This window comes from Nocardia terpenica (assembly GCF_013186535.1).
Classification (GTDB): Bacteria; Actinomycetota; Actinomycetes; order Mycobacteriales; family Mycobacteriaceae; genus Nocardia; species Nocardia terpenica.
Window position 1 is genome coordinate 1,526,171 of record NZ_JABMCZ010000003.1, and the last position, 25,872, is coordinate 1,552,042.

Consider the following 25,872-nt stretch of genomic DNA (forward strand, 5'->3'; position numbering starts at 1 on the left):
TAGCGCTAACAGACGTCGGACCGGAACGGGAGGGAGGACACATACTGTCCCCACCACTGCCGGGTCAGGGTGGAGCGGGTCGCCGCGCACATGGTGGCCACGATGCGGTCCGGGTCGAGATCCCAGGAGTAGACCGTCCCGTTCTGGCCCACCGCGCGCAGGCTGCGGCCGTCGGTGGCGTACTGCAGATTCCACTGCGTCGACCGGACCGGCACGATGGAACCGCCGATCGGGCTCGGGTCGGCCGGATCGGTGATGTTCCACAGCTGGATTCCGGCATTGTTGCTCGCCGCCGCGAGGGTGCGCCCGTCCGGGGCGAATGCCACCGACGCGATCTGCGACGGGGCTCCGGTCGGGGTCAGCGTCGATGTCCGTTGCGGGTGGCCGGGATCGGCGAGATCGAACAGCTGCACCGAGCCGTCCTGGCCGCCGATGGCCAGCGCCCGTCCGTGATTGCCGAACGCGAGCGCGCTCACCGCCGGGTTGCCGTACACCAGCGCGCCACCGAACCTGCGGGGATGGGCCGGGTCGCTCACGTCCCACAGCCAGACCCGGCCGTCCGCGGTGCCGGCGGCCAGCAGCTTGTCGTCGCTGTCGAACACCGCGGCGGTGATCCAGCTGGTGCCGTCGACGACGGCGTGGCCGAGCGCGACCGGTTGGGTCGGATTCGTCAGATCCCAGATGGTCAGGGACTGATCGGTCTCGCCCGCGGCGAGATGCCTGCCGCTGTTGTCGAAGGCGAGCGCGGTGTAGTACTTGCTGCGCGTCGGCAGGATCGCGCTGGGCTTGGGCGCGGACGCGTCCTCGCTCAGGTTCCAGACCACGACATTGCCGCTGCCGGAGGCGGCCTCGGCGAGCGTGGACCCGCGCGGGTCGACGGCCATGACGCCGATGGGGACATCGCCGGGAATCGCGTATCGGCTACGCAGCCAGCCGATCTGATCGGTGCTGTTACCCCAGGTCACCACCCCGGCCTCGTGGGATTTCAGGGCGATGTGCGCGCCGTTCGGGCTGATCGCGGTCACGGCGGTGCCGCGCTGGGGGCCCGCGATCCGGGCCCGGGGGAAGGACCAGATGCGCACCATGCCGTCCTGGTTGCCGGAGGCCAGCGTGCCGTGCACCGGATCGAAGGACACGCTGTTGACGCCGCTGGTGTCGTAGATCGGATCGGTCGCGGGCAGCGGCGCGGCCGGGTCGGCCACGTTCCAGACGCTGATCATGCCGTCCCAGCCCCCGGCCGCCAGCCGGCCGCCCTCCGGGCTGAACGCCAGCGCCCACACCGGCCCGGTGTGATCGGTCAGCGGCGCGCCGACCGGAACCGGTGCGCCCGGCGCGCTCACGTCCCAGAGCCGGACGGTGTGGTCGTCGCTGCCGGCCGCCAGCAGCCGGCTGTCCGGGCTGAACGCGAGCGCGTGGCTGATATCGGTGAATCCGGTCAGTGGCGGCCCGAGGGCGGCGGGGTTCAGGGGGTCGGTGACGTTCCACAGCCGGACCGCGGTGTCGTTGCCGCCCGCGGCCAGCGTCCGGCCGTCCGGACTGAATGCCAGGGTGCGCACCGCGCCGCGCGGGCCGGTGACGACGGCGGCCTGCGCCGGGTGATCGCCGATGTTCCACAGCCGGATCGTGGTGTCGTGGCAGGCCAGGGCCAGGATCGGCTGCTTGGGGTGGAAGGCGACGGTGAAGATCGAGCCGCAGCCCGCCGGAATCGGCCCGCCCATCGAGCGCGGGTGCGCCGGGTCGGACACGTCCCAGACGTAGATGTCGCCGTTCTCGTTGCCGCTGGCCAGGTATCGGCCATCGGCGGAGAACGCCGCGGAGCTCACCCAGCCGCGCTGCGCGGGTGACAGCGTCTGCAGCGGGCGGTAGTGCGCGGGGTCGGAGGTGTCCCACAGCCGGACCGTGCTGTCGTTGCTGGTGGTGGCGAGCAGGCGGCCGTCGGGGCTGTGCGTGACCCAGTACACCGCGCCGGTGTGGCCGGGCAGCGAGGTGGCCAGCGGATAGTTCTGGGCGGCCAGCAGGTGCGAGTAGACCTTCGGATCGTGCGGCCGCAGCCGGTGGGCGACCAGGATCAGTTGCGCCGCCAGGGAGGGATCGTTGGCCTGCACGTCGTCGGCCTGGGCCAGCAGCGAGGTGAAGATCGCATTGTCGCGCTGCTGCCCCGAGACCCGGGCCTGGCGGACGGCGTAGGTGGCGGAGGTGGTGGCGATGATCATCAGCAGGACCAGCGCGGCGACCGCGCCCACCTTCACCCGGGTGAGCCAGCGGCGCTGCCGGTAGGAGGCGGTCAGGAACTCGCGGGCCACGCCCGCCACCTGGTGTCGCGATCCGGCCGCGTCGCTGGACTCCAGCGCCTGCCCGAGCCGGTGGCCGGAGTACAGCAGCTGTTTGTCGCGCCCGGAGTCCTCCCACTCCTTGGCGGCCTCCTCGAGGCGTTGACGCACAATCGTTCCGGTGCGGTCGGTGTCGATCAGCTTGCGTAATCGGTCCCAGGAGGTGATGACGGCCTCGTGGGTGAGCTCGACCATCTCCCCGTCGATCGTCACCAGGCGGGCGTCGGCGAGCACGTCCAGTGCCGCGCGACTGGCCTGCTCGTCGGAGCAGCCGCCGACGAGTTCGTCGAGGGCGACGCGCCGCCGGGTATCGGCGGCGTCCTCGCCCACCCGCACCAGCCGCAGCAGCAGCTCCTCGGCCACGACCTTGCCGGTCTCGTCGAGCCGTGACCACGCCTGCTCGCCGGTGACGGTGACCGCGCCGGAGACACCGCCCGCGGCCCGATAGCCTCGCACCGTGAGCCGCACGCCGTTCTCGCGCTGCCGCCAGGTCGCCGCCAGCACGTGCGACAGCAGCGGCATGGACGCGGGGGCCGCCAGCGACGACTTGCTTCCGGAGACCATGCCGAAGTCGTGCAGGATCACATCCACCAGCGCCGGTTCCACCCGCAGCCCGGCGGCACGGGCGGGGGAGAGGATGACCTCGCGCAGCTCGCCGAGGTTCATCGGGCGCAGCACCATGGCCCGCCGCTGCACCGAATCCGCGAGCTCGGGGTAGCCGAGGCAGTGCGAGTAGAAGTCGGCCCGGATGCCGACCACCACGGCGCAGGCGGGGGTCTTCCGGTCGACCGCCGGGGCCGACAGGTCCGCCAGCGTGGTGACGAACGCGGCGCGTTCGTCCTCGTCCTGGCACTGCGTGAAGATCTCCTCGAGCTGGTCGACGACGATCAGCAGGCGGTCGGTGTCGCCGCGGTGCGCGGCGATGATCGCCCGAATCTCCTCGGCGGCAGAGGCATCCGAGCCCGTCGCTGTCCCGCCGAATGTCCCGCCACCGCCGGTCTCTCCGCCACCGCCGCTCGCCGTGCCGTCGTTGTTCGCCGTGCCGTCGTTGTTCGCCGTGCCGTCGTTGTTCGCCGCGCCACTGTCGTCCGCCGCGCCACTGTCGTTCGCCGCGCCGCCGTTGTTCGCCGCGCCACTGTCGTCCGCCGCGCCGCCGTCGTCCGCCGCGCGACCGACGCCCGCCACGTCACTGTCGCCCGCTGCGCCACCGGCTACGCCGAAGGCGTCACGAATTCGGTCTAGGAGACAGCGCAGCGGATTTTTTCCGGGGACGACCAGGATCGCGGACCAGGTTTCTCCGGAATCGAGTCGCAGCGATCCGCGCCGTGCCGCCGGAATCAGCCCGGCGCGCAGCAGCGACGATTTCCCCGCGCCCGACGCGGCGATCAAACTCACCACCGCATTGCCGGACGCCGGGCGCAGCGCGTCTTTCGTGACCGAAACTAGTTCTGCGATATGTTTGTCGCGGCCGAAGAATCGGTCGCTGTCGTCGATTCCGTAGGGCGCCAGGCCCAGATAGGGGCAGACCGAATTCGCCGCGAGGGCGGTATCGGCCACCTCGGTGTCCGTGGCGGAGGCCCCGGCGGCGCGGGCCTGCTCCCAGAGCTGTCGCCACCACTGGATTTCGTACATTCCGGGCCGAGGCGGCGCGGCGCTGCGGCCGAGCGCGTGCTTGATCAGCACCTCGAGCACGAGCTGGAAAGCGTCGAATCGGGCGGGAACCCGGCGCCCGTTGCGCCACTCGCTGATTCGGGGCACGGTGACCCGGACCGGTACGGAGCCGTGGAATCGGCGCCGCTGGGAGCTCGAGACCTCGGAGACCAGGCGGGCCAGCGGCGGCTCCCCGGCCGCCGCGTACAGCTGCGCGAAGGACTCCGCGAACACCTCCCTGGGCCCCGCGCCCGACGATGTCTCGGCTACCCGCGCATCCACCGACGCACTGCTTTCCCGTTCGCTTCCGAAAAATCCAAAACAACCCTCCAGCAGCGGCTTCGGGCTGCATCCACCCATGCTCGTTTGCCCGCCGACCGACCTTAGCCGATCCTAGTGCCCGGGTCCCACTGCCGCAGGCTCGGCGGTGATTCCCATCGCCGCCGTTCCGACCATTCGGTTCTATTCCGTCGATCAGCGCCCTCGGGCGGTGTACCGATCTGAACGCTCTGGAGGGGAGAGATCGGTGCACCACCCGAGGGCGCTGCCCTCGGCCCCCGAATTCGCCGTGCTGAACCGTCGATTCGAAGAATACGGGTATCCGGGCGTTACCGCAGTGGTATTCGCAAGATATATCCCCCGTGAATCGCGTGTCCGGGCAGACGATATCACCCGGACTCGCTCAATTCCACACCGGGACCTCGTAACTCGCGAAACTCATGATCGGATCCGTCGTGCCGCGCGGAATGGCGCGGTCGATAATGTGCCGCCGAATGCCGGTGGCGCAATGACATGATCGCGGGCCGAATAGCGCGTTTCGATCAGCCGTGATATCGGCAATCATGGCGAGACCGGTGGTGGGGCACCGCCCGCTGCGCAATGATCGTCGGGTGATGCGGGACGGGCTGGTACGCCCCTTTCTGATAGCGGTGGCGATCGGCGGTACCGCCGTGCGGTGGCCGGGCGGCGGGATCCTGCATCCGCGGCTGGCGCTGCCGCTGTTCGTGCTGGCGTCGATCGTCGCCGTGGCCGAGCTGTTTCCGTGGACCCGGCTCACCCAGCCGCAGCTGGCGGCGGGCATGACGGTCGACATGCTGCTCGGCGCCCTGCTGCTGCCGCTGGTGCACCAGACGACGGGGGCGCTGTTCGCCTACACCGCCGCCGCGGCCGTCGGCTGGCGACTGGCCTCGCGCCGCACCGCCATGGCGGTCGCCGCGGCGGGCAGTGTGGTCGCGGCCGCGGCGACATGGCTGGCCGCCCGGCAGGCGCCGGGATTCGAGCAGTGGTCGTGGTGGGTGGCGCTGACCGCCGGATTGCCCGTCTACATCGGAATGTCGAACCGCGACCGCCTGAACGCGGTCCGCAGCGCCCGCCGCGCGGCCGAACAGGCCCAGCGCGCCGCCGAATCCGAGGCCCGCGCGGCCGCCCTGGTCGAGCGCGGCCGCATCGCGCGCGAGATCCACGACGTGCTCGGGCATTCGCTGTCCGGCATCGCGATGCAGCTGGACATGGCCGACGGGCTGCACGAGAGCGGTCGCGAGGCGGAGGCCGCCGCGGCCGTCCGCCGGGCCCGCGCCCTCGCCGTGGACAGCATCGGCGAGACCCGGCGCGCGGTGCAGGCGCTGCGCGAGGACACGCTGCCGCTGCCGGAGACGCTGCGCCGCATGGCCGAGGGCAGCACCGCGGCGTTCGAGCTCACCGGCACGCCGGAGCCGCTCGGCGCGGAGGCGACCCATGCCCTGGTCCGCGCCGCCCAGGAGGCGCTGACCAATGTCGCCAAGTACGCCCCGGGCGCGACGGTGACTGTGCGCCTGGCCTTTTCCGGTGATCGCACTGCGCTGACGGTCACCAACACCGCCGCGACGGGCACCCGCCGACCGGAGCTCGCCGACGGCACCGGCACCGGCCTGGTCGGCATGCGCGAGCGGGTGGCCCTGCTCGGCGGCACCCTGCGGGCGGGCCCGGCCGGGGACGGCTGGACGGTGGAGGTGGAGATCCCGAGATGAGCGCCATCACGCTGGTCGTGGCCGACGACCAGGGTTGCGGGCGCGAGGACACACCGCGGGCGCCGGAGTCGCAATCACAATTAGTTAGCTAATAAATAGTTACCCTTACGATCGTGCCGAGATTCCTCCATGCGCCACTGCCGCCGGACGGGCTGCGGCACGGGCTGCTGTGGGCGGTGTCTCTGGGGCTGTCGCTGCTGTTCACCGCCGGAATCGTGGTCGAGTGGCACGGCGCCGGGCGGCACGATGTCGCCGATACCGTGGTGGGGACGGTGGTGACCAGGGAGCGCGAGGTCGACCCGGTGGTCGCCCAGTACTTCCCCGACGGCCATCCCGTGGTTCGCATCCCGACCGGCGTGATGCTGAACTCCATCGAATTCGTCAACGCCTACAACGTGAAGGTCGCCGGATACCTCTGGCAGCGGCGGATACCGGGGCTGCCCGACGACGTCGGGCACGGGGTGATCTTCCCGGAGGCCGAGGAGCAGCGCGCGGCGGCCAAGCCGACCACCGTCTTCAAGGTGTTCAACTACACGATCGAGTCGTACGCGTTCAACGTGACGCTGCGCCAGACCTTCGACTACCGCAACTATCCGCTCGACCACCAGGACGTGTGGCTGCGGATGCGATCGGCCGACGTGCAGAATCCGATTCAGCTGGTGCCCGATTTCCTCGGCTATCCGGCGTGGCGGCCGGGCCGGTTGCAGGGCCTGGACCCCTCGTTCGTGCTCGGCGATTGGCAACCCGACTACACGGCGTTCAGCATGCTGCACCGGGACTCCGGGCTGTCGGCCAATATCGCCGGATTCCGCGGGGCCGACCTGTATTTCAACCTCGGCGTGGACCGTAACCTGGCGGGCCCGCTGATCGGCCGCATCGTGCCGGTGCTGCTGCTGGCGCTGCTGCTGTTCCTGTCGCTGTTCGTCATCACCACCGACCCGGATCGCCGCACCATCTCCGGCTTCACCGCGTTCGCCATCATCGGTTTCGCGGTGTCCACCGTGCTGGTCGTGGCCGTCAACGACAACGCGGCGCGCACCGAGACCGGATCGACCGGCATCGCGTACATCGAATGCTGGTATTTCGCACTGTATCTGCTGACGCTGCTGGTCGCGCTGAACGCCACCCTCCTGATCACCGGCGGGCTGCGGCGGCTGGTCGGCTGGCGCGAGAACCTGCTGCCGAAGCTGCTGTTCTGGCCGCTGTTCACCGGCGTCATGTACGTCGCCGCCCTCGGGTTCCTGGGCCACTGACCCCTGCCGTCGTCGAGCACGAATCGACCTCGATGTGACGACCCGCCGTTGTTCGGCGCGGTTTCGCGGGTCACCATGTGCGAACCGGGGGGCCACTGGAGGAGGCATGGTGCGGCGACTACCCGATATGCGTTCCTACATCGAGGAATTGGACCGGCTCGGCGAACTGTGCCGCGTCGATCGCCCGCTGGCCCGGGCCGCGATCGCGCTGGGCCTGCCGCCGGACAGTCACGGCGGCACGCTGGTCGCGGCGATCGCCGCCGCCCTCGACCGCGACCCGATTCCGCCGGTTCCGGTGCCGAAAGCGCCGTTCCAGCAGAACATCCGGCTCGGCGGCGACATCGACCTGACCGCGCTGCCCGCCCCGAACGCCTACGGCCTCACCATCGTTCGCACACCCGACGGCGGCTGGACCAACTGGTCGATCGACAGCCATGCTGCCGCGCGGCCGCAACCAGCTCACCGGAACCTTCGGCGCCGACCAGCATCTGGGCATGATCCACCGGGAGTGGCGGGAACTCGGTGAGCCGATGCCCCTCGCGATCGCCCTCGGCGTCGAACCCGCGCTGCCCCTGCTCGCGGGCGGACTGCCCGCCCCCGCCGGGATCGACGAGGCGGAGATCGCGGGCGCCTACTTCGGGACCGGTATCGAGGTCGTCGCCTGCCGGACCGTCGACCTGCAGGTGCCCGCCAGCGCGGAGATCGTCGTCGAGGGCCTGGTGGATCCCGCCGCCCCGCTGCTCACCGTGACCGCGATCGCCCACCGCGACAACGCGTTCGTGACCACGGCGGCGGTCCCGCACCGCGAGGTCGACCATCTGGGCTGGGGCATCCCGCACGCCGCGCAGACCCTGCACGACCTCACCGGCGCGGGTTTCCCGGTCACCGGGGTGTGGGTGCCGCCCGAATCGGGGGCGCGCTGGATGGCGGTGGGCCTGGATGCCCGGTGGCGTCACGGTCCGCGCTGGCGGGGCACCCCGGCGCGGCGCATGTGCGAGCACATCGGGCGCGCGGTGTTCGCGACGAGGAGCGGCATGGACCTGCCCAAGCTGCTGGTGGTCGAGGACGATATCGACATCACCGATCTGCGAGAACTGGTGTGGGCGTTCGCCACTCGCTGCCATCCGGCGCACGGCAACCTGCACGTCGGCGACGAGCGGCGGGCGGCGGCGCGGATCGTGCACAACTGCCCGCGGCCGGACTCCGCCTGGGGCAGTGCCGGATTCGACGACCGGCGGCCGTCCCACCGAGTGGCCCAAGATCACCCGCGATCGGCGGATCGCCCTTAGACTGGGCTACCTCGTCGCCGACCGGGAGGCACCATGGCCGCATCGACCGTCACCGCCGCCCGCACCTGGGTGCTCGACGACCTCGCGAGGTTCCCGCGACCGGGACCGCCGGTCTGCGGATCGCCATCGTACTCATCGACATTCGCGAGTGGGGGAGCCTCCTGTGCCACGAACTCAGATGTTCCGGCTGGTACGCCGGACCGTCGCCGATTACACCGCCGCCGAACGACTGGGGGTGCCGGTCCTCGAATTCCGCGAGGCGCGCGCCGCCGGTGCGCTCGCCACGTTCAGTCGACGTAACTTCCTCAAACTCGGTGCTGCCCTGGGCGGTACGGCCCTCGTGCTGGGTGCGGCCGCACGCCGACCGGCGCCCGCCCGGGCCGCCGACGCGCCGCGCATCGCCATCGTGGGCGCGGGGATCGCCGGGCTCAATGCCGCGCTCACCCTCGCCGACGCCGGTATCCCCGCCACCGTCTACGAGGCGAGCGACCGCATCGGCGGCCGCATGTACTCCGAGCGCGACTACTGGGACGGCGGTCAGGTCAGCGAATGGGGCGGTGAGGCAATCGATACCGATCACACGGTCATCCGCGACCTGTGCGGCCGCTTCGGGCTGCCGCTCACCGATCACCGCAACGACGCCACCGCGAAGGGCCACGACGTGCTGTACTTCGAGGGCGGCTACGTGCCCGAGGAGAAGTTCGTCGCCGACTTCCAGCCGGTGTACCAGGCTGTGCAGCGCGATCTGGCCCAGGCCGGTCCGGACGCGCCGACCTGGGACAAGGCCACGCCCGGGGGCATCACGCTGAGCAATATGCCGCTCACCGAATGGATCGCCACCCGGGTGCCCGGCGGATACGGCAGCTGGCTGGCGCGTTTCCTCGACGACGCCTACGCGGTGGAATACGGGCTGCCCGCCATCGCCCAGACCGCGCTGAACCTGGTGTACCTCATGGGAGATCAGGCCGACCCGAACGATCCGCGGCAGTGGGGCGCCTCCGACGAGCGGTTCGAGATCGTCGGCGGCAATCAGCGCCTGCCCGAGGCGATCTCGGCCGCGCTGCCCCGCGACACGGTGCGGCACGGGTGGCGACTGGAGGCGGTGGCGCGCGCCGCCGACGGCACCCAGACCCTGACCTTCGACGAGGGCGGCGCGCGGCGCACCGTGCAGGCCGATCACACCATCCTCACCGTGCCGCTCGGGGTGCTCAAGCAGATCGATTACCGCGCGGCAGGATTCGATCCGCGCATGTGCGGGGTGATCGAGTCGCTGGTGATGGGCTCGTGCACCAAGCTGAACATGCAGTTCACCGCGCGGCCGTGGGTCGGCGTCGGACCCTGGCCCGGGGTGTCGAGCGGCATGAGCTTCACCGACGTCGGCTATCAGCAGATCTGGGACGCCACCGCGGGCCAGCCCGGCGCCGAGGGCATCGCCATCCAGTACGGCGGCGGCCTCGGCGCGCTGAAATACGAACCGCCCGCGCCATTCCTGACCGCCGCCGATCCGGCGGTCCGGGCCGCGGTCGCGGGCGTGCTCCCGCAGTTCGAGCGGGTGGTCCCCGGCGTCGCGCCGCTGTGGAACGGCAAGGCCACCCTCTCGGCCTGGCATCTCAACCCCGACGCGTACGGGGCCTACAGCGCCTTCCCCGTCGGCTACTGCCATCGGTTCGCGGGCTACGAGGGCACCCGGCAGGGCAATATCCACCTGGCCGGGGAGCACACCTCCGCCGATTCGCAGGGCTTCATGAACGGCGGCGCCGAATCCGGCGCCCGCGCCGCCCGGGAGATCCTCGCCGACCTCGGGAGTTGACGAAGATCACAGGCGTCGCCCGCGGCCGAAGGGCCAGGAATTGCGTTGCCGCCGGGCCTGTTCCCACGCGCGACGGGGAGCGGGCTCCGGGGCCCCGGCCAGTCCGGTGGGCCGGGGCCCGGGGGCGCGCCAGTCCTCGATCAGGCGCTCCCAGGCGGCATTCGCGGTGGTGTCCAGGAACTCTCGGCGATCGATCAGCAGATAGATCTCGCCGACCAGGGTGGTGTCGATGATCAGCGGCTTGCCCGAGTCGAACAGCCCGCCGACGAATTTCCCGTACAGCTCGGTGAATTCGCGGCGCACCGTGAGGATGTAGGAGCGGCGCAGCATCAGATCCCGGTCGCCCCACCAGTCGCGCAGCACCAGCGCGTCGCCCTCGAACTCGACCACGCCGCGATAGGTGAACAGCGAGCGCTGGCTGATCATGCCGGAGACCCGATCGGTGGCCGGGGTGGCCTGCAGGTCGGTGGCGTGCGCACCGAGATAATGGCCGGACCGACTGTCGCCCAGGGGGTTTCGGCTCACCGCGCACGCTCCGTTACTGCGTATGATGTACTCTGTTGGGTATCATATACGCAGTTTGCTGCGGGAGAAAGGCACGTCATGGTCGGACGCGGCCCCGATCGCGTCGAATTCGACCCCGATCATGTGGCACGGCTATGGCGCCACCGCGATCGGCCGACGCGCGGCCCCCGGCCCGAGCTGAGCGTCGAGGCGATCGTGCGGGCCGCCATCGAGATCGCCGACGCCGAGGGCCTGGGCGCGGTGTCCATGGCGCGGGTGGCCGAGCGAGTCGGCTCCGGCACCATGTCGCTGTACCGGCACGTCTCCGGCAAGCCGGAGCTGATCGCCGCCATGCTGGACCGGGCGATCGGCCCGCCGCCGCGGTCCGTCCCGGGGCATTGGCGAGTTCGCCTGCGGCACTGGGTCGACGACACCATCGAGGTGTTCCGCCGGCATCCGTGGGCGCTGTCGCTGGCGACCGAGCGGCGCATGCGCGGCCCGCACGAGATCGCCTGGTTCGAGACGGCGCTGTCGGCCATCGACGGCATCGGCCTGTCCGAGCGGGAGATGGCCGAGGTGGTGCTGTCGGTCAATGCCTATGCCCTGGGCGCGGCCCGCAGCGCGGTCGACGCCGACGCGGCCGAGCGGCTGACCGGCGTCACCGAGGACCGCTGGATTCCGGCGTTCGCCGACTTCCTGCAGCGCATGGCCGACGACGCCCGCTTCCCGGTGCTGAGCCGGGTGATCGTCTCGGGCGCCATCACCGACCCGGTCGGCTACGAATTCGGCCTGGACCGCCTGCTGGACGGCGTCGAAGGATTCGTCGTCCGCCGGAACGAGGTCTGAGCGTCCCGCCGTCCTTCCAGTGCGCCCGCTCCCATTTCCGGCGTGCGGTCTCCTGTTCTGGCGTGCGGTCTCTTGTTTCTGGCGTGCGGTCTCTTGTTTCTGGCGTGCGGTCTCTTGTTTCTGGCGTGCGGTCTCTTGTTTCTGGCGTGCGGTCTCCTGTTTCCGGCGTGCTTTTGGCCGGAATCATCCGGCCACCGGCACCGGGCACAGCGAATCCGCCAGCCGCGTCAGCGTTTCCGAGCACCCGGTCGCCATGGTCACCGCCGCGAACTCGTCGCCGCGTGTGCGGCCGCGATTGACGATGAGCACCGGCCGGGCGGATTTCGCGGCCCGGCGCACGAACCGCAGCCCCGACATCACCGTCAGCGACGACCCCGCCACCAGCAGCACCTCGGCCTCGTCGACCATCTCGAACGCGGCGGTCACCCGCTGCCGGGGCACGTTCTCGCCGAAGTACACGATGTCGGGTTTGAGCATGCCGCCGCAGCGCTCGCAGTCGACCATGCGGAACCCGGAGGTGTCGGCCACCACCGCGTCCGCGTCCGGCGCGACCTCCAGCCCGTCGGTGGTGACGGACTCGGCGAAGCCCGGATTGGCGGCCTCGAGCCGATCGGCCAGCGTCATGCGCGAGATGAGCGCCGAACAGCCCAGGCAGCGCACCCGCGCATAGGTGCCGTGCAGGTCGATCACCCGCCGATGCCCCGCCTTCGTGTGCAGCAGGTCGACATTCTGCGTGATCAGCCCGCGCACCACCCCCGCCCGCTCCAGCCGCGCCAGCGCCCGATGCCCCGCATTGGGCCGCGCCCCGTCCATCCGCCGCCACCCCACATGGTTGCGCGCCCAATACCGCTGCCGGAACACCGCATCCCCCACGAATTGCTGATACGTCATCGGGTTCCGCGGCGGCGAATCCGGGCCTCGATAATCCGGGATCCCGCTGTCGGTCGACATCCCCGCCCCGGTCAGCACCACCACCCGCCGCCCCGCGACAAACTCCACCAGCCGCTCGACATCGGCGGCGGGCGGATTCCCGGGATCGGTCATGACTTCAGCGTACGACCGCCCACGGCTCACCTCGCGGTCGTGCGCGAGGCCGCGTCGCGGATCTTGCGCAGCGCTCGTTCCAGGACCGCGCGCTCGTTGGCCGACAGCGGATCGATCAGCCTGCGCTGCAAGATGTTCAGATGGCCCGGGATGATCTCGGCGGCCTTCGCGGCCCCCGCCTCGGTGAGGCGGGCGAACACCACGCGGCGATCGCCGGGATCGGTGGCCCGGGCCACCAGCCCCTGGGCGTCGAGGCGATCGATCAGCCGGGTCATGCCGCCCGAGGTCAGTCCCGTCTGGGTGTAGAGATCGGTGATCCGCAGTTGCTGGCCCGGGGACCGGCCCAGCCGCAGCACGACATCGAACTCCGCGACCGAGAGCCCGTGCGCCCGCTCCTGGGCGGACACCTCACGCATGAGATCGGTATACGCCTCGACAAACAGGCCCATGAGCGTGATCCGGGGGTCGCTGAGCAGTTCGGGCGCTTCCATGTGTGAAGGCTATCACTTGACACACTCCTCAGTATCTGTACAGTCATTCTCTGACTAGTCAGATAGCTGTCAGTATGCCAATCCGAAAAGGATGAGGTGCGATGACCAGTTACACAGTCGACAGAAATGTGCCGTGGCCGGTTCCGATCTGGGATGCGGACGCGGTGCGATTGATCTCCCGGGGTCTGGGATCGGGGGCCTACGCGGTCGTGGCCGACACCGCGGAAGAACAGACGACACAGGGCATTCCGCAACCGACCTCCGGCGGGTTCCTCGTCGGCGCGGACGCGGTCCTGGTCGTCGAGTCGATGATGACCCCCGGCCTGGCCGACCAGCTGCTGAGCCTGGTGGCGGCGGCCACCGACAAGCCGATTCGCTTCGTCGGCATCACCTCCGACCACGGCGATCACTTCTTCGGCAACTACCGGATGCCGAGGTCGGCGCGAATCATTCAGCACGAGAACGCCTTCCGCGCCATCGAGCAGACCGGCATCGAGCCGCGCAAGCAGGCCCAGATCGGCTGGTTCGACCTGGAGAAGGGGATCGAGCAGGTGCGGTACCGGCCCCCGGATCTGCTGGTGCCGCCGGGCGGGAAGCTCACCGTCAATCTCGGCGGCGGAAAGCTCGTCGAGGCACTGGATCTCGGCCAGGGTCAAACCCCGGGCGACGTGTGGTACCACGACCCCGAGGCGAAGGTGATCTACGCGGGTAATGCCTTCATCGCCGAGAAGCCTGCCATCCCTTGGCTTCTGGACGGGGTGGCCGAGCGTCCCGCCGCGACGCTGCGCCGGATCTTCGAGTGGCTGCCCGCCGATACCCGGATCGTCCCCGGCCACGGCCGGGTGACCGACAAGGAGGGCATGCGGTTCTTCGTCGAGTACACCGAGCAACTCGTCGAGCGGGTCCGCCGGGCGGTGGCCGCCGGGATGAGCCTCGAGCAGACCCGGAAGACGGTGACGATGCGCGAATTCGACGCCGGTTATCCGCTGTTCGAATGGCTGCACTTCGGTGTCAACATCCCGTGCGCCTACCGCGAGGCCGAGCAGTCGCGCGCCGCGTGACCGGCTGCTTCCACGATCGGAAAGGAACCGCGTCATGTCCATCGATCTCACCGAGGAAACCATCACCGGGGCCGTTCGCGACCGAAAGTACCTTGCTGGGGCCGTTTTTCATCGAAGACCGGCCGACGGTGCCCAACGGCGCCGACATCTCGGGCGGGGTGGTCGATCCGGAGGGGACCCGGTCGCGGGCGTGCACGTCGATACCTGGCACAGCGACGGCGACGGGTTTTACGACGTGCAGATGCCGGAGAAGCTGCACGATCAACCCGCGATGCGGGCACTGCTGACCACGGCGGCCGACGGCCGATTCCGGTACCGCTCCATCGCCCCGAAGTATTATCCGGTTCCCACCGACGGCCCGGTCGGCGAGATCATGCGGGTGAGCGGGCGATCCCCGATCCGGCCCGAACACATCCACTTCCGGTTGCAGGCACCGGGATACGACCCGCTGATCACCATGCTGTTCCGCGGCGACGACTCGCATCTCACCACCGATCCGGTATTCGGTGCGAAGCGGTCGCTGGTGGTGGATTTCGTGCGACACGAACCGGGAGTCGCGCCGGACGGGACCGTCGTCGATGTGCCGTTCCAGACGGTGGATCGGACGTGCACGCTCGTGCCCTGCCCGGATTCCCGGAACGGGTGATCGCCATGGCGCGGATCCCCTACCGGGATGTCCGGACCCTGTCCGACGAGAGCCGCGAATTCATCACTCGCCGTGGCGAGCTCAATGTCTTCCGGCTGCTGTCCAACGCCGACGACATCTTTCGCGGCTGGGCGGGCTGGGTCGACGCCCTGGTCGACGCCGACGGCATCGCACCGCAACTGCGGGAGCTGGTGATCCTGCGGGTCGCGCACCTGCAGCAGTCCGGATACGTGGTCGCGCAGCACGAGGATGCGGCGCGGCGGCTGCGTATTCCCGAGCGGCTGCTCGCCGCGGTGCGGACGGGTGGTGACCTCGGGAAGGCCGGATTCGACGTCATCGAGCTCGCGGTCCTGCGGCTGGTCACCGAGCTGCTCGAGACCAAACATGTCGCGGCGAAGACCTTCGCGGCCGTGCGGAGCGTTCTCGGCGACGAGGCGACCGTGGAGCTGCTCCTGTGGGTGCACCTGTATTCCGGCCTCGCCCTGGTCCTCAATGCCGCGGAGGTGGAGATCGACGCCTCCGCCCGATTCCGGCCGACCGACGACGCCTGAGCGTCGAGACGAATGGAGACGATCGTGGCACGTATTCCCTATGCCGACCCCGAGACACTGCCCGAGGCCGCGCGCGCGTTGATCCACGAGCGGGGCGATCTCAATGTCTATCGGATGCTGGCCAATGCGCGAAAGGTGTTCACCGGCTGGATGATCGCCGGTCGCCAGCATCTCACCAGCGACACCTTCGCCCCCCGGCTGCGCGAGCTGGTGATCCTGCGCTGTGCGTACCTGCTGGATGCGCCCTACGAGCTGGCCCAGCACCTGTCGCTGGCACCGCGGGTCGGTATCGGCGACGCGGAGATCGCGGCACTGGCCTCCGAAAACGATGTGGGCGCGGGCGAATTCAGCGGCACCGAAACGGCCGTCCTGCAATTGGTCACCGAGATGTTCACCGCCGCAGACGTTTCGGATGCGACCTTCGCGCAGGTGCACGAGATGCTGGGCGACGAAGGCACCGTCGAGTTGATCATGCTGGCCGGGCGCTACGCCGGGCTGGCGCTCATGCTCGCGGTCCTGCGGGTCGATGTCGACGCCGACGCCCGCATCGTCGTCCCCCGCAACACCCTTCGGGAGGCCGAATTGCAGTGGTACACCAGGGAGAATTGGTGATGTCCGCGCATCCGGAGTCGGCCGAGCTGCTCATGCGCAATGCGCGCATCACCACCCTCGACGCGGCCCGGCACGCTGCCTCGGCGCTGGCCGTGGCCGATGGTCGCATCGTCGGGATCGGTGACGAGCGCGAGGTCGAACGGCTCAACGATTCACACACCCACGTGATCCGCGGCGGACTCCAGTATCTGCTCGAATTGCGCTGGGACGGAGTGGAATCGCTGACCGACGCGCTGCGATTGCTGGCCGCCCAGGCCGCCCGCACACCGCCCGGGCACTGGGTGCGCGTGGTCGGTGGGTTGCCCGCGGACCCGTGCTGGTGGTGAACACCCATGCGCGCACTGTTCTTCGATCGATTCGGAGATCCCGATGTACTTCGCGTCGTGGAGCGAGCCGACCCGGTCGCGGGGCCGGACGAGGCAGTTGTCGCGGTAATGGCGGCATCGGTGAATCCGTCGGATGTGAAGAACATCGCGGGCCGGATGGAAGGCACCGTGCTGCCACGCATTCCGGGCCGGGACTTCGCCGGGATCGTCGTGGACGGGCCCGCCGACTGGCTCGACGCCGAGGTGTGGGGGACCGGCGGCGACATCGGATTCACCAGGGACGGTTCGCATGCGGAATTGCTGGTGGTCCCGGCCGCGGCGCTGGTGCGTAAACCGGAGCGGCTCGGCTTCGCCGAAGCGTCCGTGGTGGGCGTCAATTTCGTGATCGGGTGGCTCGGAGCGGTCGAGACCGCTCGGCTGACACCGGGGGAGACCATCGCCGTTTTCGGGGTCTCGGGCGGAGTGGGGACGCGTATCGCTCGCTGGCCGACAGGACTCGCGGCCGTGTCGTCCTGCAGAACAGCACGTTTCACCGATCAGGAGGTTCACGATGACTCGATCCACCGTTGATGCCGAGGCCCTGCGGTCCACCGCCGAGGCCATCAGAACTTCGCCGGTGCGGGGGCGCTTCACCTTTCGGGTGGATGGTGACTGGGGCGGCGGGTTCCGCCTTACGTCCCGGGTCGGCGCGCTGACACACGGCGGCGACACCGATACCGCCCGCTCCGGCCGATTCGTGATGAACAGCGACGAGCCCACGCAGGTGCTCGGCACCGATATGGCGGTATCGCCCACCGAATGGGTGCTGCAGGCGCTCGCCGGGTGCTACACGGTCACGATCGCCGCCAACGCGGCCCTGCGGGGTATTTCGCTGCGCGCGGTGCATCTGGACCTGGAGGGCGATGTCGACCTCTCCGGCTTCCTCGGGCTCGACCCGGCCGTCCGCCCCGGTATCGGCCACATCAGGGTCTCGGTGACTTTGGACGCGCCCGGCGCCACCGTCGCCGAGCTCGAGAACCTGATCGAGGCCGTGCAGCAGCGGTCGGTGGTCCGCGACACCCTGGTGCGTCCGGTGGCGGTGACCACCACCCTGCGCCGCGCCTGAGTGGTGGCGATGCGGGTACGGTGGCGGGGTGATCGAAGTCGATACCCTGCGTGCCGAGGATTATCCGGTGTGGGAGAAGCTGTTTCGTGGGTACAACGAATTCTATGGGGAGGAGCTGACGCCCGAGATCGCCGATCGGGCGTGGCGGGAGTTTCGGGCGGGGACGCGGATGCATGCGTTCGGGGCGCGGCTGGATGGTGAGCTGGTCGGTTTCACCCACTTCCTGGTGCATGCCAGCACGACCGAACCCGATGTGTGCTACCTGCAGGACCTGTACACCGCGCCCGAGGTGCGGGGGCGCGGCGTGGGCCGGGCGCTGATCGAGGCGGTCGCGGAATGGGCTCGGGCGCAGGAGTGTTCGCGGGTGTACTGGCACACCCAGGAGACCAATGCGACGGCCCGCCGCCTGTACGACACGCTCGCCGAGAATCGCGGCTTCATCGAGTACGTAATGAAGTTCTAGGCCCTCGTCATTCGGCCGGAATCCCGGTAATTGCGCCCCACCAGCGCCAGGCAGGCCAGCACCAGCAGCGTGATTCCCACATACATGCCCGGGTACCCGAATCCCGCGGCCTGGTGCAGGAATGCCAGCAGCGCGGGCAGCCCGAAGCCCAGGTAGCTCACCGAATAGAACACCGCCGTCAGCCCGGCCAGGTCGTCGGGCCGCGCGATGCGCTCGATCTCCTGGAGACCGGCCACCAGCCCGATGCCGTAGCCCGCGCCGAGCACCACCGCGGTGACCACCGTCGTCCACAGGGCCAGCGAGGCGGAAGCCCAGGTGGCCGTGGCCATTCCGGCGGCGACCAGCCCGAGCGCCACCACGGCGGCCCGGGCGGTGCCGGGGCGGTCGATGCGCCGCGCGACCGACTGGATGGCGAATCCGCATCCCAGCGTGATCACGGTGATCAGCGCCGAGAACGCGATCGGCGCGCCGCGCACCGTCGACGCCAGCAGCGCGGGCAGCACCGCGTATGCCGTTGCCGCCGAGGCGAACAGCCACACCGCCACCGGCACCGCCACACCCAGGAACCGGCGATGCCCGGCCGCAGGAACCTTCAGGTCCGCCAGCAGCCGGTTCGGATTCCGCTGGGGCGCCAGCGTTTCCGGCGCCCGGCTCACCCAGACGGCCGCGACCAGGCACAGCGCGACATTGATCAGGTAGGCCAGCGAATTCGGCCACGGCGCCCACTGCGCCAGCACCCCGGCCAGGCCCGCGCCCAGCGCGAAGCCCGCGGTGAGGCTCATCGCCGAGCGCCGCGCTCCCGTCCCGGCCGCCGATCCGGGCCCGTACGGCGGCTGTGACAGCTCCTTCAGCCAGCTGCTGCCCACCGCCATGGCCAGTCCCAGCGCGATTCCGCACAGCACCCGCCCGGCCGACAGCAGCGCCACCGATCCGGATCCACAGGCCAGCAACAGCGATCCGGCCGCCCCGACCAGCGGCGCGGGCCGCAGCAATCGCCGCCGCCCGTACCGATCCGACAGCGGCCCACCGATCAACAGCGCGGGCACGATGCCGAGCACATAGTCGAACAACAGCAGATCGACCGTCGTCACCGACAGTCCCCGCTCCTTGTACATCACCAGCAGCGGCGTGAATTCGTTTCCGCCCCAGGCAATGGCGAACATGGCCGCGGCCACGCCCCGCCAGGCTCCTCCGGCGCGGCCATCCGGTCGTGTGGTCGGTGCCGCTGCGGTCGGCACCGCGTCGGGCTCGTCGGTCAGCACCGCGCCGTGCTGCGCGCCCGGCCGCTCGTTCGTCGGCGCGCTTCGCCTGTCGCCCATCACAACCCCCGCAGCTCTAGTTCGTGCACGCCCGAGAAGTGGTCGGCGAGCGTGGTGGCGAAGCCGTCGGCGTCCCCGGCCTCGATCAGGCGGGTCAATCGCTCGTGCTGGGCGATGATTCGCTCGATGTCGATCGAACGCCGGTGCAGGGCAACGCTGTTCATTCGGCGCTGCCGCTCGCGGAGCGAATCGTAGAAACCGGTCAGCAGCGGATTGCCCGCGGCCACCACGTACGCGCGGTGAAAGTCGGTGTCCACCACCGCGAATCGCTCGAGATCCGCGGACTCCGCCAGCTCCCGCTGCCGCGCGAGCGATGCCTCCAGCTCCGCGATCAACACGGTCCGATCCGCACTCGCGAGGGTGCGCACCGCCGCCGTCTCCACCACGTACCGCGCCTGCGCCACATGCTCGGTCTCGTGCGGGGGCACCGGCGTCACCAGCGCCCCCCGCTTCGGGTACAGCTTCATCCAGCCCTCGGTCTCCAGCCGCAGAAACGCCTCCCGCACCGGCGTCCGCGACATCCCGAGTTCCCCCGCGACCTCCCCCTCGCTGATCAACTCCCCACCACTCAGCCCCCCGCTGAGAATCCGTTCCTTCACCTCGAGATAGGCCCGCTCGGCGGATGAATACATCTTGGACACAAGTCGCATCCTAGATGGGATCATCGGATGAATAGCTACCGAGATGCTGTGATCTTCGTCAGGCGGGCTTCAGCAGCCCACCGCTGCGCACCCCGCGCGCGGTTCGGGCGGCGACCACCGCCCAGGCCCCCACCAGCAGCACGTACAACCCCACCGCGGCGATACCGAACACCATCGCCCCGGTCCGCCCGTACAGCACCGTGCTCCCGGTGACACAGGTCCCGAGCGGGAAGGTGAATCCCCACCAGGTCAGGTTGAAGGGCATGGTCCGGCGGGTGCGAACCGTGATGGCGAGCGCCAGTGCCAGCCACAGCATGGCGAACCCCCACACCACCACGCCGTAGACGACCGCGAACACGTCCAGCCCGGCGGCGTACAGATGGGGGAGCGCGGCGGGCGCGGCCGAGGCGAGTTGCCCCGCGGCGGTGACGGATTGGCCCAGCGGGCCGAGCACGATCCACACGGTCGCCACCGCCCCGGCGGCGGGCGGGCCGTAGTGCAGCAGCCGCGACCAGATCAGGGTGATGGTCACCAGCGCGGCGATCAGGCTGATCCCGAACAGGGCGTAGCAGCCCAGCATGAGCGTGAGCCGCGGCTGGCCCTCGGGGGTGTGCGGCACCAGCAGCGCGCCGGTGGCAGCCGACACCATCGGCGGCACCACCGGCATCAGCCAGCCGCCGAACGCGGCATCGGGCTCCAGCCGATGCCGGATGATCATCCGGTACGGCACGACCAGCGCGCTCACCAGGCCCAGCACGGTCCCGGCCGACCACAGCACCCAGTCCACGGCGAGCGCGGCGGGCAACCCGACGACATCGCGTCCCAGCACGAGGGTGCCCGCGCCCACGGTCAGCAGCGCCATCGGCGGCGCGCCGTAGAACTGCGACATGACCGGATGGGCGCCGTGTGCGCGGGCATTATCCGGGAAGCGCCGCCAATGCGCGACCCACGCGGCCGACAGGCCCGCGAGGAGCAGCGCGGCGAGCCCCCACACGGCGGTCGCGGCGGCACGCAGCCCGGGGAATTGCAGCGGAAGGGTCGCGGCGGCGTTGGCGACGATGCCCGTGCCCATGACCACCGCGAACCAGTTCGGCCCGAGGTGGCGCAGCGCATCGCCCGGCCGATCGAGATCGCGCAGCAGTCGGCGGTCGGTTCTCTCGGCGGGGCGAAGGGTCGTGGTTGCCATGTCCTCAGCTTCGTTCCGGCGAACCCAGCCCGGTAGCGGCCCCGCATCGATGAATCCATAGAATGGTTCTATGCCATTGTCGCCGAGGGTGCCGGACCTCTCCGCGCTCGACCTGCTGCTTTCGGTTATCGAACTGGGCAGCCTGGGCCGGGCCGCGCAGGCGCACGGCATCAGCCAGCCCTCGGCCAGCTCCCGCATCCGCTATCTGGAGAAACTGGTCGGCGTCCCGGTGCTGGAGCGCACCACGCTCGGTTCCCGCCCCACCGCGGCGGGCAGGCTGATCGCCGAATGGGCGCGCGAGGTCGTCTCCGCCGCCGCCCGCCTGGACGCGGGTATCGATACCCTTCGCGCCCAACGCGATTCACGCCTGGTGGTCGCGGCCAGCCAGACCGTCGCCGAATACCTGTTCCCCAAATGGCTGATGTCCCTGCGCGGCCGCGCCCCCGGCACCTCGATAGCGCTGGAGTCGGGCAACTCCGCCGAGGTGGCCCGCACCGTCCTCGACGGTCAGGCGGGTATCGGGTTCATCGAAAGCCCGCTGCTGCCAACGGGTCTGGAGGGTCACGAGGTGGCCCGCGACGAACTGGTCGTCGTGGTGGCCCCCGGGCATCCGTGGGCCCGCCGCCGCCGGATCACCATGACCGACCTGGCCACCACCCCGCTGATCCACCGCGAACCCAGCTCCGGCACCCGAATCTCCTTCGAGCAGGCCATGCGCCGTCATTATCCCGACTGGCAGCCCGCCACGGTGCTGGAGCTCTCCTCCACCACGGCCATCAAAACCGCGGTGGCCCAAGGCATTGCGCCCGCGGTCCTGAGCTCCCTGGCCGTCGCCTCCGAACTCTCCGAGGGGACCTTGATCTCGCCGCACGTCACGGGGCTCGACCTGCATCGCCCGCTGCGCGCCGTCTGGCCCACGGGGCAGCACCTCACCGGGCCTGCTCGCGATCTGTACTCGATCTCGCAGCGCCCGGTGTGAGTGCCTCGAGTTCGCCGAGATATGCGGCGGCAGAATGGGTTTCGGGTACGCCGAGGCGGCGGTAGATCGCGAGCGCGGCACGCAGATCCGTCAGCGCCGCGGGAGTATCGCCGACCCCGGCCCGGCAGCGGGCGACACCGTCGAGCGCGCGAGCCTGTTCGAGGTGATTTCCGATCGCGCGCGAACCCGAGCGCCTCGGTGAAGCTCGTCAGCGCCGCGCCCGGTTCGCCGGTGGCGAGCAGGACCCGCCCGATGCCGTCGAGTTCCTCGGCTTGGCCGAGGCGATGACCGATGCTCCGATACAGGGTCAGGGCCTGCCGGTGCAGATCGGCGGCCCGCTCGTAGTCCCCGGTCCGCTCGTGCAGCGTGCCGAGGTTGCCGAGGGTGTCGGCCCGATCGTGGCGGTTGCCGATGTCCCGGTCGAGGGTGAGGGCCTGCTGGAGCAGATCGGCCGCCCGTTCGTGGTCCCCGGTTTCCCGGGCCGCGTAACCGAGAGCGGTCAGAGCATGCGTAACCGAGAGCGGTCAGAGCATGCGCTTCGCCCCGGCGGTTGCCGATGTCCCGGCACAGGGCGAGTGCCTCCTCGAGCAGATCGGCGGACTGTTCGTAGGCTCCGGTTTTCCGGTGCACGTAGGCGAGGGTGGTGAGGGCTTGGGCTTCGCCGCGGCGATCGCCGACGTCCCGGAACAGAGTCAGGGCCTGCCCCTGCAAATCGGCGGCCTGCGCGTGATCCCCGGTGCTCATGCACACGCAGCCGAGGTTGTCGAGGGCATTGGCCTCGCCGAGGCGGTTGCCGATCGCCCGATACAGGGCGAGAGCCTGCCGATACATGTCGGCGGCCTCGTCATAGTTCCCGGTGTTCCAGCGCATGAGGCTCCCGGCGGGGCGGGCGAGCAGCTTCAGTGCCACACCGCGCGGCAGGCCGCGGTCGCGGGCGAGATACACCTCTCCGGTGCCCCCAGCCCCCAGCAACCGCTCGATCCGGTATCCGGCGAACACGCTGCCCACACCGAGCGCGCCTGCCACCTCGCGCTCCTTTCCCCGCATACGGCTCGAGACCCACGATACGCACGACCGATGCCCGCTCGGTACGCGATAATCCCTACAATCGAACCGCTAGGTCCGTTCTCGACCCCGTGGCGCGCCCGACGGCGGGCGCACCGACCGGAAGGAGGAACGTCCATGATCGCGCACCTGTTTCGAATCGCTTCCCCCGCAATCGCATTGGCGGCGGCGACCGCCCTGCTGAACGCCCCCGCGGCCGACGCCGACGTGGTCGGTGTGACCGTGATCCCCGGTCCCGACGGCCTGCTGATCGGCTGTTCCTACACCGTCGTCGCCACCGTCACCCACCCGCCACACGAGCCCGGCGCGGTCGCATTCTTCAACGATCAAATGCAGATCCCCGGCTGGGGCGACTTCCATCCCGACAACGGCACGGTCACCACCACCTGGATGCCGCAGCGAACGGGCGGCCAGAACATCACCGCCGTCCAAACCGAACCCGACGGCTTCAACACCCGCAGCTACACCCGCGTCGACGTCATCGGCACCGGCCTGGACACGGGCAGCGGCTGCGCCCGAACCTCGTAGCCGCGGCCCGGCCGATCAAGCAAGCACCGCCAACTCGAGCCGTTCGAGCTCTCCGGGATCGGCGACGAGCCGATACTCGGCGATCCTGTCGCCGTCGATCGTGAACCGAGCGCCCCGCCCGAACGCGGCAACCTCACCGGCCCGCGCACCGTGAACCTCATCCGGCCGATCGTCGGCAATGGCATACCGGTCGGCGCGACGAATCACGCTGTACCCCTGTGCCTTTCGGCGAGCTCAGCTGCGGCATCGACCGTGCGGACACCCGCGCCCGGGCCGCGCAGGTTGCCGCGAACTGGGACTGCTTCGGGGCCACCGTCGCGCTGTTCTGCTATGTCGATCGGGTGATGGGGTCACCGCAATGGGCGGATCTGGGTATGTACCTGCAGACCGTCATGTTGTTGTTGCGCGCCGAGGGGCTGGACAGTTGCCCGCAGATGGCGTGGTCGGTGTATCACCGGACTGTGGCCCGGGAGGTGTCGCCGCCGGATGACGCAATTCTGTTCTGTGGCATGTCGATAGGGTTCGAGGAACTTGGGGCGCGGGGCCCGCGTATTGCTCGCGTGCCGCTCGGTGAGACGGTCACTTTCATCGGTGGATGACATGCGCACAATGGGTGAACTGATCGGTAACTTGGTATTGCTCAAACTTTACTTCGGCCCCGTCTTGGGCTGGTGATTGCTGGAAGGTAGTGTGACTGGCGATCTTGCTGGTCATTTGCTGTCGCTGGGTCCATGTGTGTTTGCCGCATGAAGGAGATGAAAAGGTCATGCCCGCAACGACGTTCGATATCGCCGGGGTGCGGCGGGCCGCGCTGCTGTTGACTCGGGTCGTGCTGGGGGTGAGTTTCGGGCTGTCGGGGACCTCGGCGGTGTTCGGGCATCCCAATGCGACGAAGGCGGATGTGTTCAGTTGGCCGTACTGGTGGGGCGGGGCGATCGAGATCGTGGTGGCCGTCGCGATTCTCGCCGGGGCGTTCACGCTGTTTGCCGGGTTGATCGGTGCGGGGCACATGGCCTACGCCTACCTGTTCGTTCACGTCGCCGACCATCCGTCCCAGTGGTGGAACGCCTACGCCAACGGTGGTCTGGCCGCCTCCGCGTTCTCGGCGGGATTCCTGCTCATCGCGCTGTTCGGGCCGGGATTGTTCGCGCTCGACTCGGTTCTGAGAATCCCGCTGCTGGAACGCTTTCGATACTGAGTGCCCGGGTCGGCCTCGTAATGTGCTGCGAGGCAAGGTGACTCCGCGTAGCGTCGTGGTACGCCATCGCTTACGCACGAGGAGTTGCCGTGGACGGGAAACGGTTCGCCGACAAGGTTGTCATCGTCACCGGGGCGGGGTCGGGGATCGGGGCCGCCACCGCCTATCGCTTCGCGCGCGAGGGAGCGACGGTGGTCGCCGTCGGGCGCACCGAGGACAAGCTGAAGGAAGCGGTCGCCGCCGCGCCCGCCGGGACGACCATCGTCCCCCGGGTCGCCGACGTCTCCGACGAATCCGCGATCACCGCGGTGATCGAGGGCGCGGCACAGGAATTCGGGCGGCTGGACGTGCTGGTCAACAATGCGGGCATCGGCCTGCCCGGGACGGTCGAGCAGGTCGGCACCGCGGGCTGGCGCCGGGTCTTCGCGATCGACATCGATGGCGTCTTCTTCGCCTCGCGGGCCGCGCTCGCGCATCTGCGCGCCGTCGGCGGCAGCATCGTCAATGTCGGCTCGGCGTCCGGGCTCGGCGGGGACTGGGGGCTGGCCGCCTACAACGCCGCCAAGGGGGCGCTGGTCAACCTGACCAATGCCATGGCCCTCGACCACGGTGGCGAGGGCGTGCGGGTCAATGCCGTGCATCCGAGTCTCACGCGCACCCCGATGGCCGCGCCCGTTGTCGACAACGAGGAGATGACCGCCGCGTTCCGGCAGCGGATCCCCATGGGACGTCCCGCCGAACCGGCCGAGGTCGCCGATGTGATCGTGTTCCTGGCCAGCGCCGACGCCCGCTTCGTGAACGGCGTGCACATCCCGGTCGACGGCGGGCTGCACGCGTCCAACGGGCAGCCGCGCATGTTCTGACGGGTCGATCGAGGCGGCCGAAGATGCTTCGGGGACTGTCCCGCTGTCGGGACACAATTCGAACGATTGGATGGCTACTGGCGCCCTAGAAGAATTATCTTCACCT

Annotated in this window: 26 protein-coding genes and 4 pseudogenes; 19 read left to right on the plus strand and 11 right to left on the minus strand. The window is 69.8% G+C overall.

What is annotated here, in order from left to right; all coding sequences use genetic code 11:
• Nucleotides 1–5 precede the first annotated feature (5 nt).
• Nucleotides 6–4,262 carry a WD40 repeat domain-containing protein gene (locus HPY32_RS46270; protein ID WP_067577417.1) on the minus strand — a complete coding sequence of 1,419 codons (4,257 nt, stop codon included), beginning with the start codon at nucleotides 4,260–4,262 and terminating at the stop codon, nucleotides 6–8.
• A gap of 560 nt (nucleotides 4,263–4,822) precedes the next feature.
• On the opposite strand from HPY32_RS46270, the gene HPY32_RS28645 reads away from it, so the two are divergent.
• From HPY32_RS28645 to HPY32_RS28665, 5 genes are all read left to right on the plus strand, one after another.
• The gene (locus HPY32_RS28645) at nucleotides 4,823–5,986 is read left to right on the plus strand and encodes a sensor histidine kinase (RefSeq protein WP_067577418.1); all 1,164 of its coding nucleotides are present in this window, start codon (nucleotides 4,823–4,825) and stop codon (nucleotides 5,984–5,986) included.
• A 113-nt stretch (nucleotides 5,987–6,099) separates the two neighbouring features.
• On the plus strand, nucleotides 6,100–7,239 hold the full coding sequence (locus HPY32_RS28650) for a hypothetical protein (protein WP_067577421.1): 1,140 nt from the start codon (nucleotides 6,100–6,102) through the stop codon (nucleotides 7,237–7,239).
• A 106-nt stretch (nucleotides 7,240–7,345) separates the two neighbouring features.
• Nucleotides 7,346–7,765 (plus strand): UbiD family decarboxylase, encoded by a 420-nt coding sequence (locus tag HPY32_RS28655; RefSeq protein WP_067577423.1) that lies wholly within the window; start codon nucleotides 7,346–7,348, stop codon nucleotides 7,763–7,765.
• Complete coding sequence (locus HPY32_RS28660; RefSeq protein WP_082870481.1) at nucleotides 7,674–8,528, plus strand: UbiD family decarboxylase; 855 nt, start codon at nucleotides 7,674–7,676, stop codon at nucleotides 8,526–8,528. The genes HPY32_RS28655 and HPY32_RS28660 overlap by 92 nt, the downstream gene beginning before the upstream one ends.
• 163 nt (nucleotides 8,529–8,691) lie before the next feature.
• Entirely contained in the window at nucleotides 8,692–10,338 is a 1,647-nt protein-coding gene (locus tag HPY32_RS28665; protein ID WP_269456464.1) for a flavin monoamine oxidase family protein, read from the plus strand.
• A 6-nt stretch (nucleotides 10,339–10,344) separates the two neighbouring features.
• On the opposite strand, the gene HPY32_RS28670 is transcribed toward HPY32_RS28665, so the two are convergent.
• Nucleotides 10,345–10,863, minus strand: coding sequence for a hypothetical protein (locus HPY32_RS28670; protein WP_067577429.1), 519 nt, complete (start codon nucleotides 10,861–10,863; stop codon nucleotides 10,345–10,347).
• A 78-nt stretch (nucleotides 10,864–10,941) separates the two neighbouring features.
• Between HPY32_RS28670 and HPY32_RS28675 the strand changes: the two genes are divergently transcribed.
• Nucleotides 10,942–11,688 carry a TetR/AcrR family transcriptional regulator gene (locus HPY32_RS28675; protein WP_067577431.1) on the plus strand — a complete coding sequence of 249 codons (747 nt, stop codon included), beginning with the start codon at nucleotides 10,942–10,944 and terminating at the stop codon, nucleotides 11,686–11,688.
• Between the two features lie 183 nt (nucleotides 11,689–11,871).
• On the opposite strand, the gene HPY32_RS28680 is transcribed toward HPY32_RS28675, so the two are convergent.
• Both HPY32_RS28680 and HPY32_RS28685 read right to left on the minus strand, forming a co-directional pair.
• Complete coding sequence (locus tag HPY32_RS28680) at nucleotides 11,872–12,732, minus strand: NAD-dependent protein deacetylase (RefSeq protein WP_067577433.1); 861 nt, start codon at nucleotides 12,730–12,732, stop codon at nucleotides 11,872–11,874.
• 26 nt (nucleotides 12,733–12,758) lie between these two features.
• Complete coding sequence (locus HPY32_RS28685) at nucleotides 12,759–13,223, minus strand: MarR family winged helix-turn-helix transcriptional regulator (protein ID WP_067577436.1); 465 nt, start codon at nucleotides 13,221–13,223, stop codon at nucleotides 12,759–12,761.
• A gap of 101 nt (nucleotides 13,224–13,324) precedes the next feature.
• Here HPY32_RS28685 and HPY32_RS28690 point away from each other — a divergent pair, with 101 nt between their 5' ends.
• The 8 genes from HPY32_RS28690 to HPY32_RS28725 are packed head-to-tail and all read left to right on the plus strand — an operon-like array spanning nucleotide 13,325 to nucleotide 17,987.
• Complete coding sequence (locus tag HPY32_RS28690; protein WP_067577438.1) at nucleotides 13,325–14,284, plus strand: MBL fold metallo-hydrolase; 960 nt, start codon at nucleotides 13,325–13,327, stop codon at nucleotides 14,282–14,284.
• A gap of 34 nt (nucleotides 14,285–14,318) precedes the next feature.
• Complete coding sequence (locus tag HPY32_RS28695) at nucleotides 14,319–14,930, plus strand: dioxygenase family protein (protein WP_082870483.1); 612 nt, start codon at nucleotides 14,319–14,321, stop codon at nucleotides 14,928–14,930.
• On the plus strand, nucleotides 14,891–15,481 hold the full coding sequence (locus HPY32_RS28700; protein ID WP_082870484.1) for a carboxymuconolactone decarboxylase family protein: 591 nt from the start codon (nucleotides 14,891–14,893) through the stop codon (nucleotides 15,479–15,481). Before HPY32_RS28695 ends, HPY32_RS28700 begins: the two co-directional genes overlap by 40 nt.
• Before the next feature lie 24 nt (nucleotides 15,482–15,505).
• A complete protein-coding gene (locus HPY32_RS28705) occupies nucleotides 15,506–16,093 on the plus strand; it encodes a carboxymuconolactone decarboxylase family protein (protein WP_067584204.1) in 588 nt (195 codons plus the stop codon).
• On the plus strand, nucleotides 16,093–16,419 hold the full coding sequence (locus HPY32_RS28710; protein WP_067577442.1) for an amidohydrolase family protein: 327 nt from the start codon (nucleotides 16,093–16,095) through the stop codon (nucleotides 16,417–16,419). Before HPY32_RS28705 ends, HPY32_RS28710 begins: the two co-directional genes overlap by 1 nt.
• A gap of 6 nt (nucleotides 16,420–16,425) precedes the next feature.
• Nucleotides 16,426–16,989, plus strand: coding sequence for a quinone oxidoreductase family protein (locus HPY32_RS28715; RefSeq protein WP_067577444.1), 564 nt, complete (start codon nucleotides 16,426–16,428; stop codon nucleotides 16,987–16,989).
• Entirely contained in the window at nucleotides 16,970–17,524 is a 555-nt protein-coding gene (locus HPY32_RS28720; RefSeq protein WP_067577446.1) for an OsmC family protein, read from the plus strand. Before HPY32_RS28715 ends, HPY32_RS28720 begins: the two co-directional genes overlap by 20 nt.
• A 28-nt stretch (nucleotides 17,525–17,552) precedes the next feature.
• Nucleotides 17,553–17,987, plus strand: a complete 435-nt coding sequence (locus HPY32_RS28725) for a GNAT family N-acetyltransferase (RefSeq protein WP_067577448.1) — start codon at nucleotides 17,553–17,555, stop codon at nucleotides 17,985–17,987.
• Here HPY32_RS28725 and HPY32_RS28730 read toward each other — a convergent pair.
• The 3 genes from HPY32_RS28730 to HPY32_RS28740 form a co-directional block, all read right to left on the minus strand.
• Entirely contained in the window at nucleotides 17,984–19,306 is a 1,323-nt protein-coding gene (locus HPY32_RS28730) for an MFS transporter (protein ID WP_082870485.1), read from the minus strand. The two genes, HPY32_RS28725 and HPY32_RS28730, sit on opposite strands and share 4 nt — an antisense overlap.
• A complete protein-coding gene (locus HPY32_RS28735; protein ID WP_067577450.1) occupies nucleotides 19,306–19,938 on the minus strand; it encodes a GntR family transcriptional regulator in 633 nt (210 codons plus the stop codon). The genes HPY32_RS28730 and HPY32_RS28735 overlap by 1 nt, the downstream gene beginning before the upstream one ends.
• 67 nt (nucleotides 19,939–20,005) lie before the next feature.
• Nucleotides 20,006–21,133 carry a TDT family transporter gene (locus tag HPY32_RS28740; protein WP_067577452.1) on the minus strand — a complete coding sequence of 376 codons (1,128 nt, stop codon included), beginning with the start codon at nucleotides 21,131–21,133 and terminating at the stop codon, nucleotides 20,006–20,008.
• 70 nt (nucleotides 21,134–21,203) lie between these two features.
• Between HPY32_RS28740 and HPY32_RS28745 the strand changes: the two genes are divergently transcribed.
• Nucleotides 21,204–22,112: a LysR family transcriptional regulator gene (locus HPY32_RS28745; RefSeq protein WP_067577454.1), complete on the plus strand. Its 909-nt coding sequence runs from the start codon at nucleotides 21,204–21,206 to the stop codon at nucleotides 22,110–22,112.
• Between the two features lie 188 nt (nucleotides 22,113–22,300).
• On the opposite strand, the pseudogene HPY32_RS46615 reads toward HPY32_RS28745, so the two are convergent.
• The 3 pseudogenes from HPY32_RS46615 to HPY32_RS44930 all read right to left on the minus strand — a co-directional run.
• Nucleotides 22,301–22,615, minus strand: a pseudogene (locus HPY32_RS46615) (tetratricopeptide repeat protein); the annotation flags it as partial.
• Between the two features lie 55 nt (nucleotides 22,616–22,670).
• A pseudogene (locus HPY32_RS46620) lies at nucleotides 22,671–22,982 on the minus strand (tetratricopeptide repeat protein); the annotation flags it as partial.
• A gap of 21 nt (nucleotides 22,983–23,003) precedes the next feature.
• A pseudogene (locus HPY32_RS44930) lies at nucleotides 23,004–23,159 on the minus strand (hypothetical protein); the annotation flags it as partial.
• A 135-nt stretch (nucleotides 23,160–23,294) separates the two neighbouring features.
• Between HPY32_RS44930 and HPY32_RS28755 the strand changes: the two are divergent.
• Entirely contained in the window at nucleotides 23,295–23,705 is a 411-nt protein-coding gene (locus HPY32_RS28755) for a hypothetical protein (protein ID WP_067577456.1), read from the plus strand.
• Nucleotides 23,706–23,720: 15 nt separating this feature from the next.
• Here HPY32_RS28755 and HPY32_RS28760 read toward each other — a convergent pair whose 3' ends face one another.
• Complete coding sequence (locus HPY32_RS28760; RefSeq protein ID WP_067577458.1) at nucleotides 23,721–23,912, minus strand: hypothetical protein; 192 nt, start codon at nucleotides 23,910–23,912, stop codon at nucleotides 23,721–23,723.
• A gap of 35 nt (nucleotides 23,913–23,947) precedes the next feature.
• On the opposite strand from HPY32_RS28760, the pseudogene HPY32_RS28765 reads away from it, so the two are divergent.
• The 3 genes and pseudogenes from HPY32_RS28765 to budC form a co-directional block, all read left to right on the plus strand.
• A pseudogene (locus HPY32_RS28765) lies at nucleotides 23,948–24,304 on the plus strand (nitroreductase family protein); the annotation flags it as partial.
• Between the two features lie 167 nt (nucleotides 24,305–24,471).
• Nucleotides 24,472–24,903 carry a DoxX family protein gene (locus HPY32_RS28770; RefSeq protein WP_067577460.1) on the plus strand — a complete coding sequence of 144 codons (432 nt, stop codon included), beginning with the start codon at nucleotides 24,472–24,474 and terminating at the stop codon, nucleotides 24,901–24,903.
• A gap of 89 nt (nucleotides 24,904–24,992) precedes the next feature.
• A complete protein-coding gene (gene budC, locus HPY32_RS28775; RefSeq protein ID WP_067577463.1) occupies nucleotides 24,993–25,766 on the plus strand; it encodes a meso-2,3-butanediol dehydrogenase in 774 nt (257 codons plus the stop codon).
• The last annotated feature ends 106 nt before the right edge of the window (nucleotides 25,767–25,872 follow it).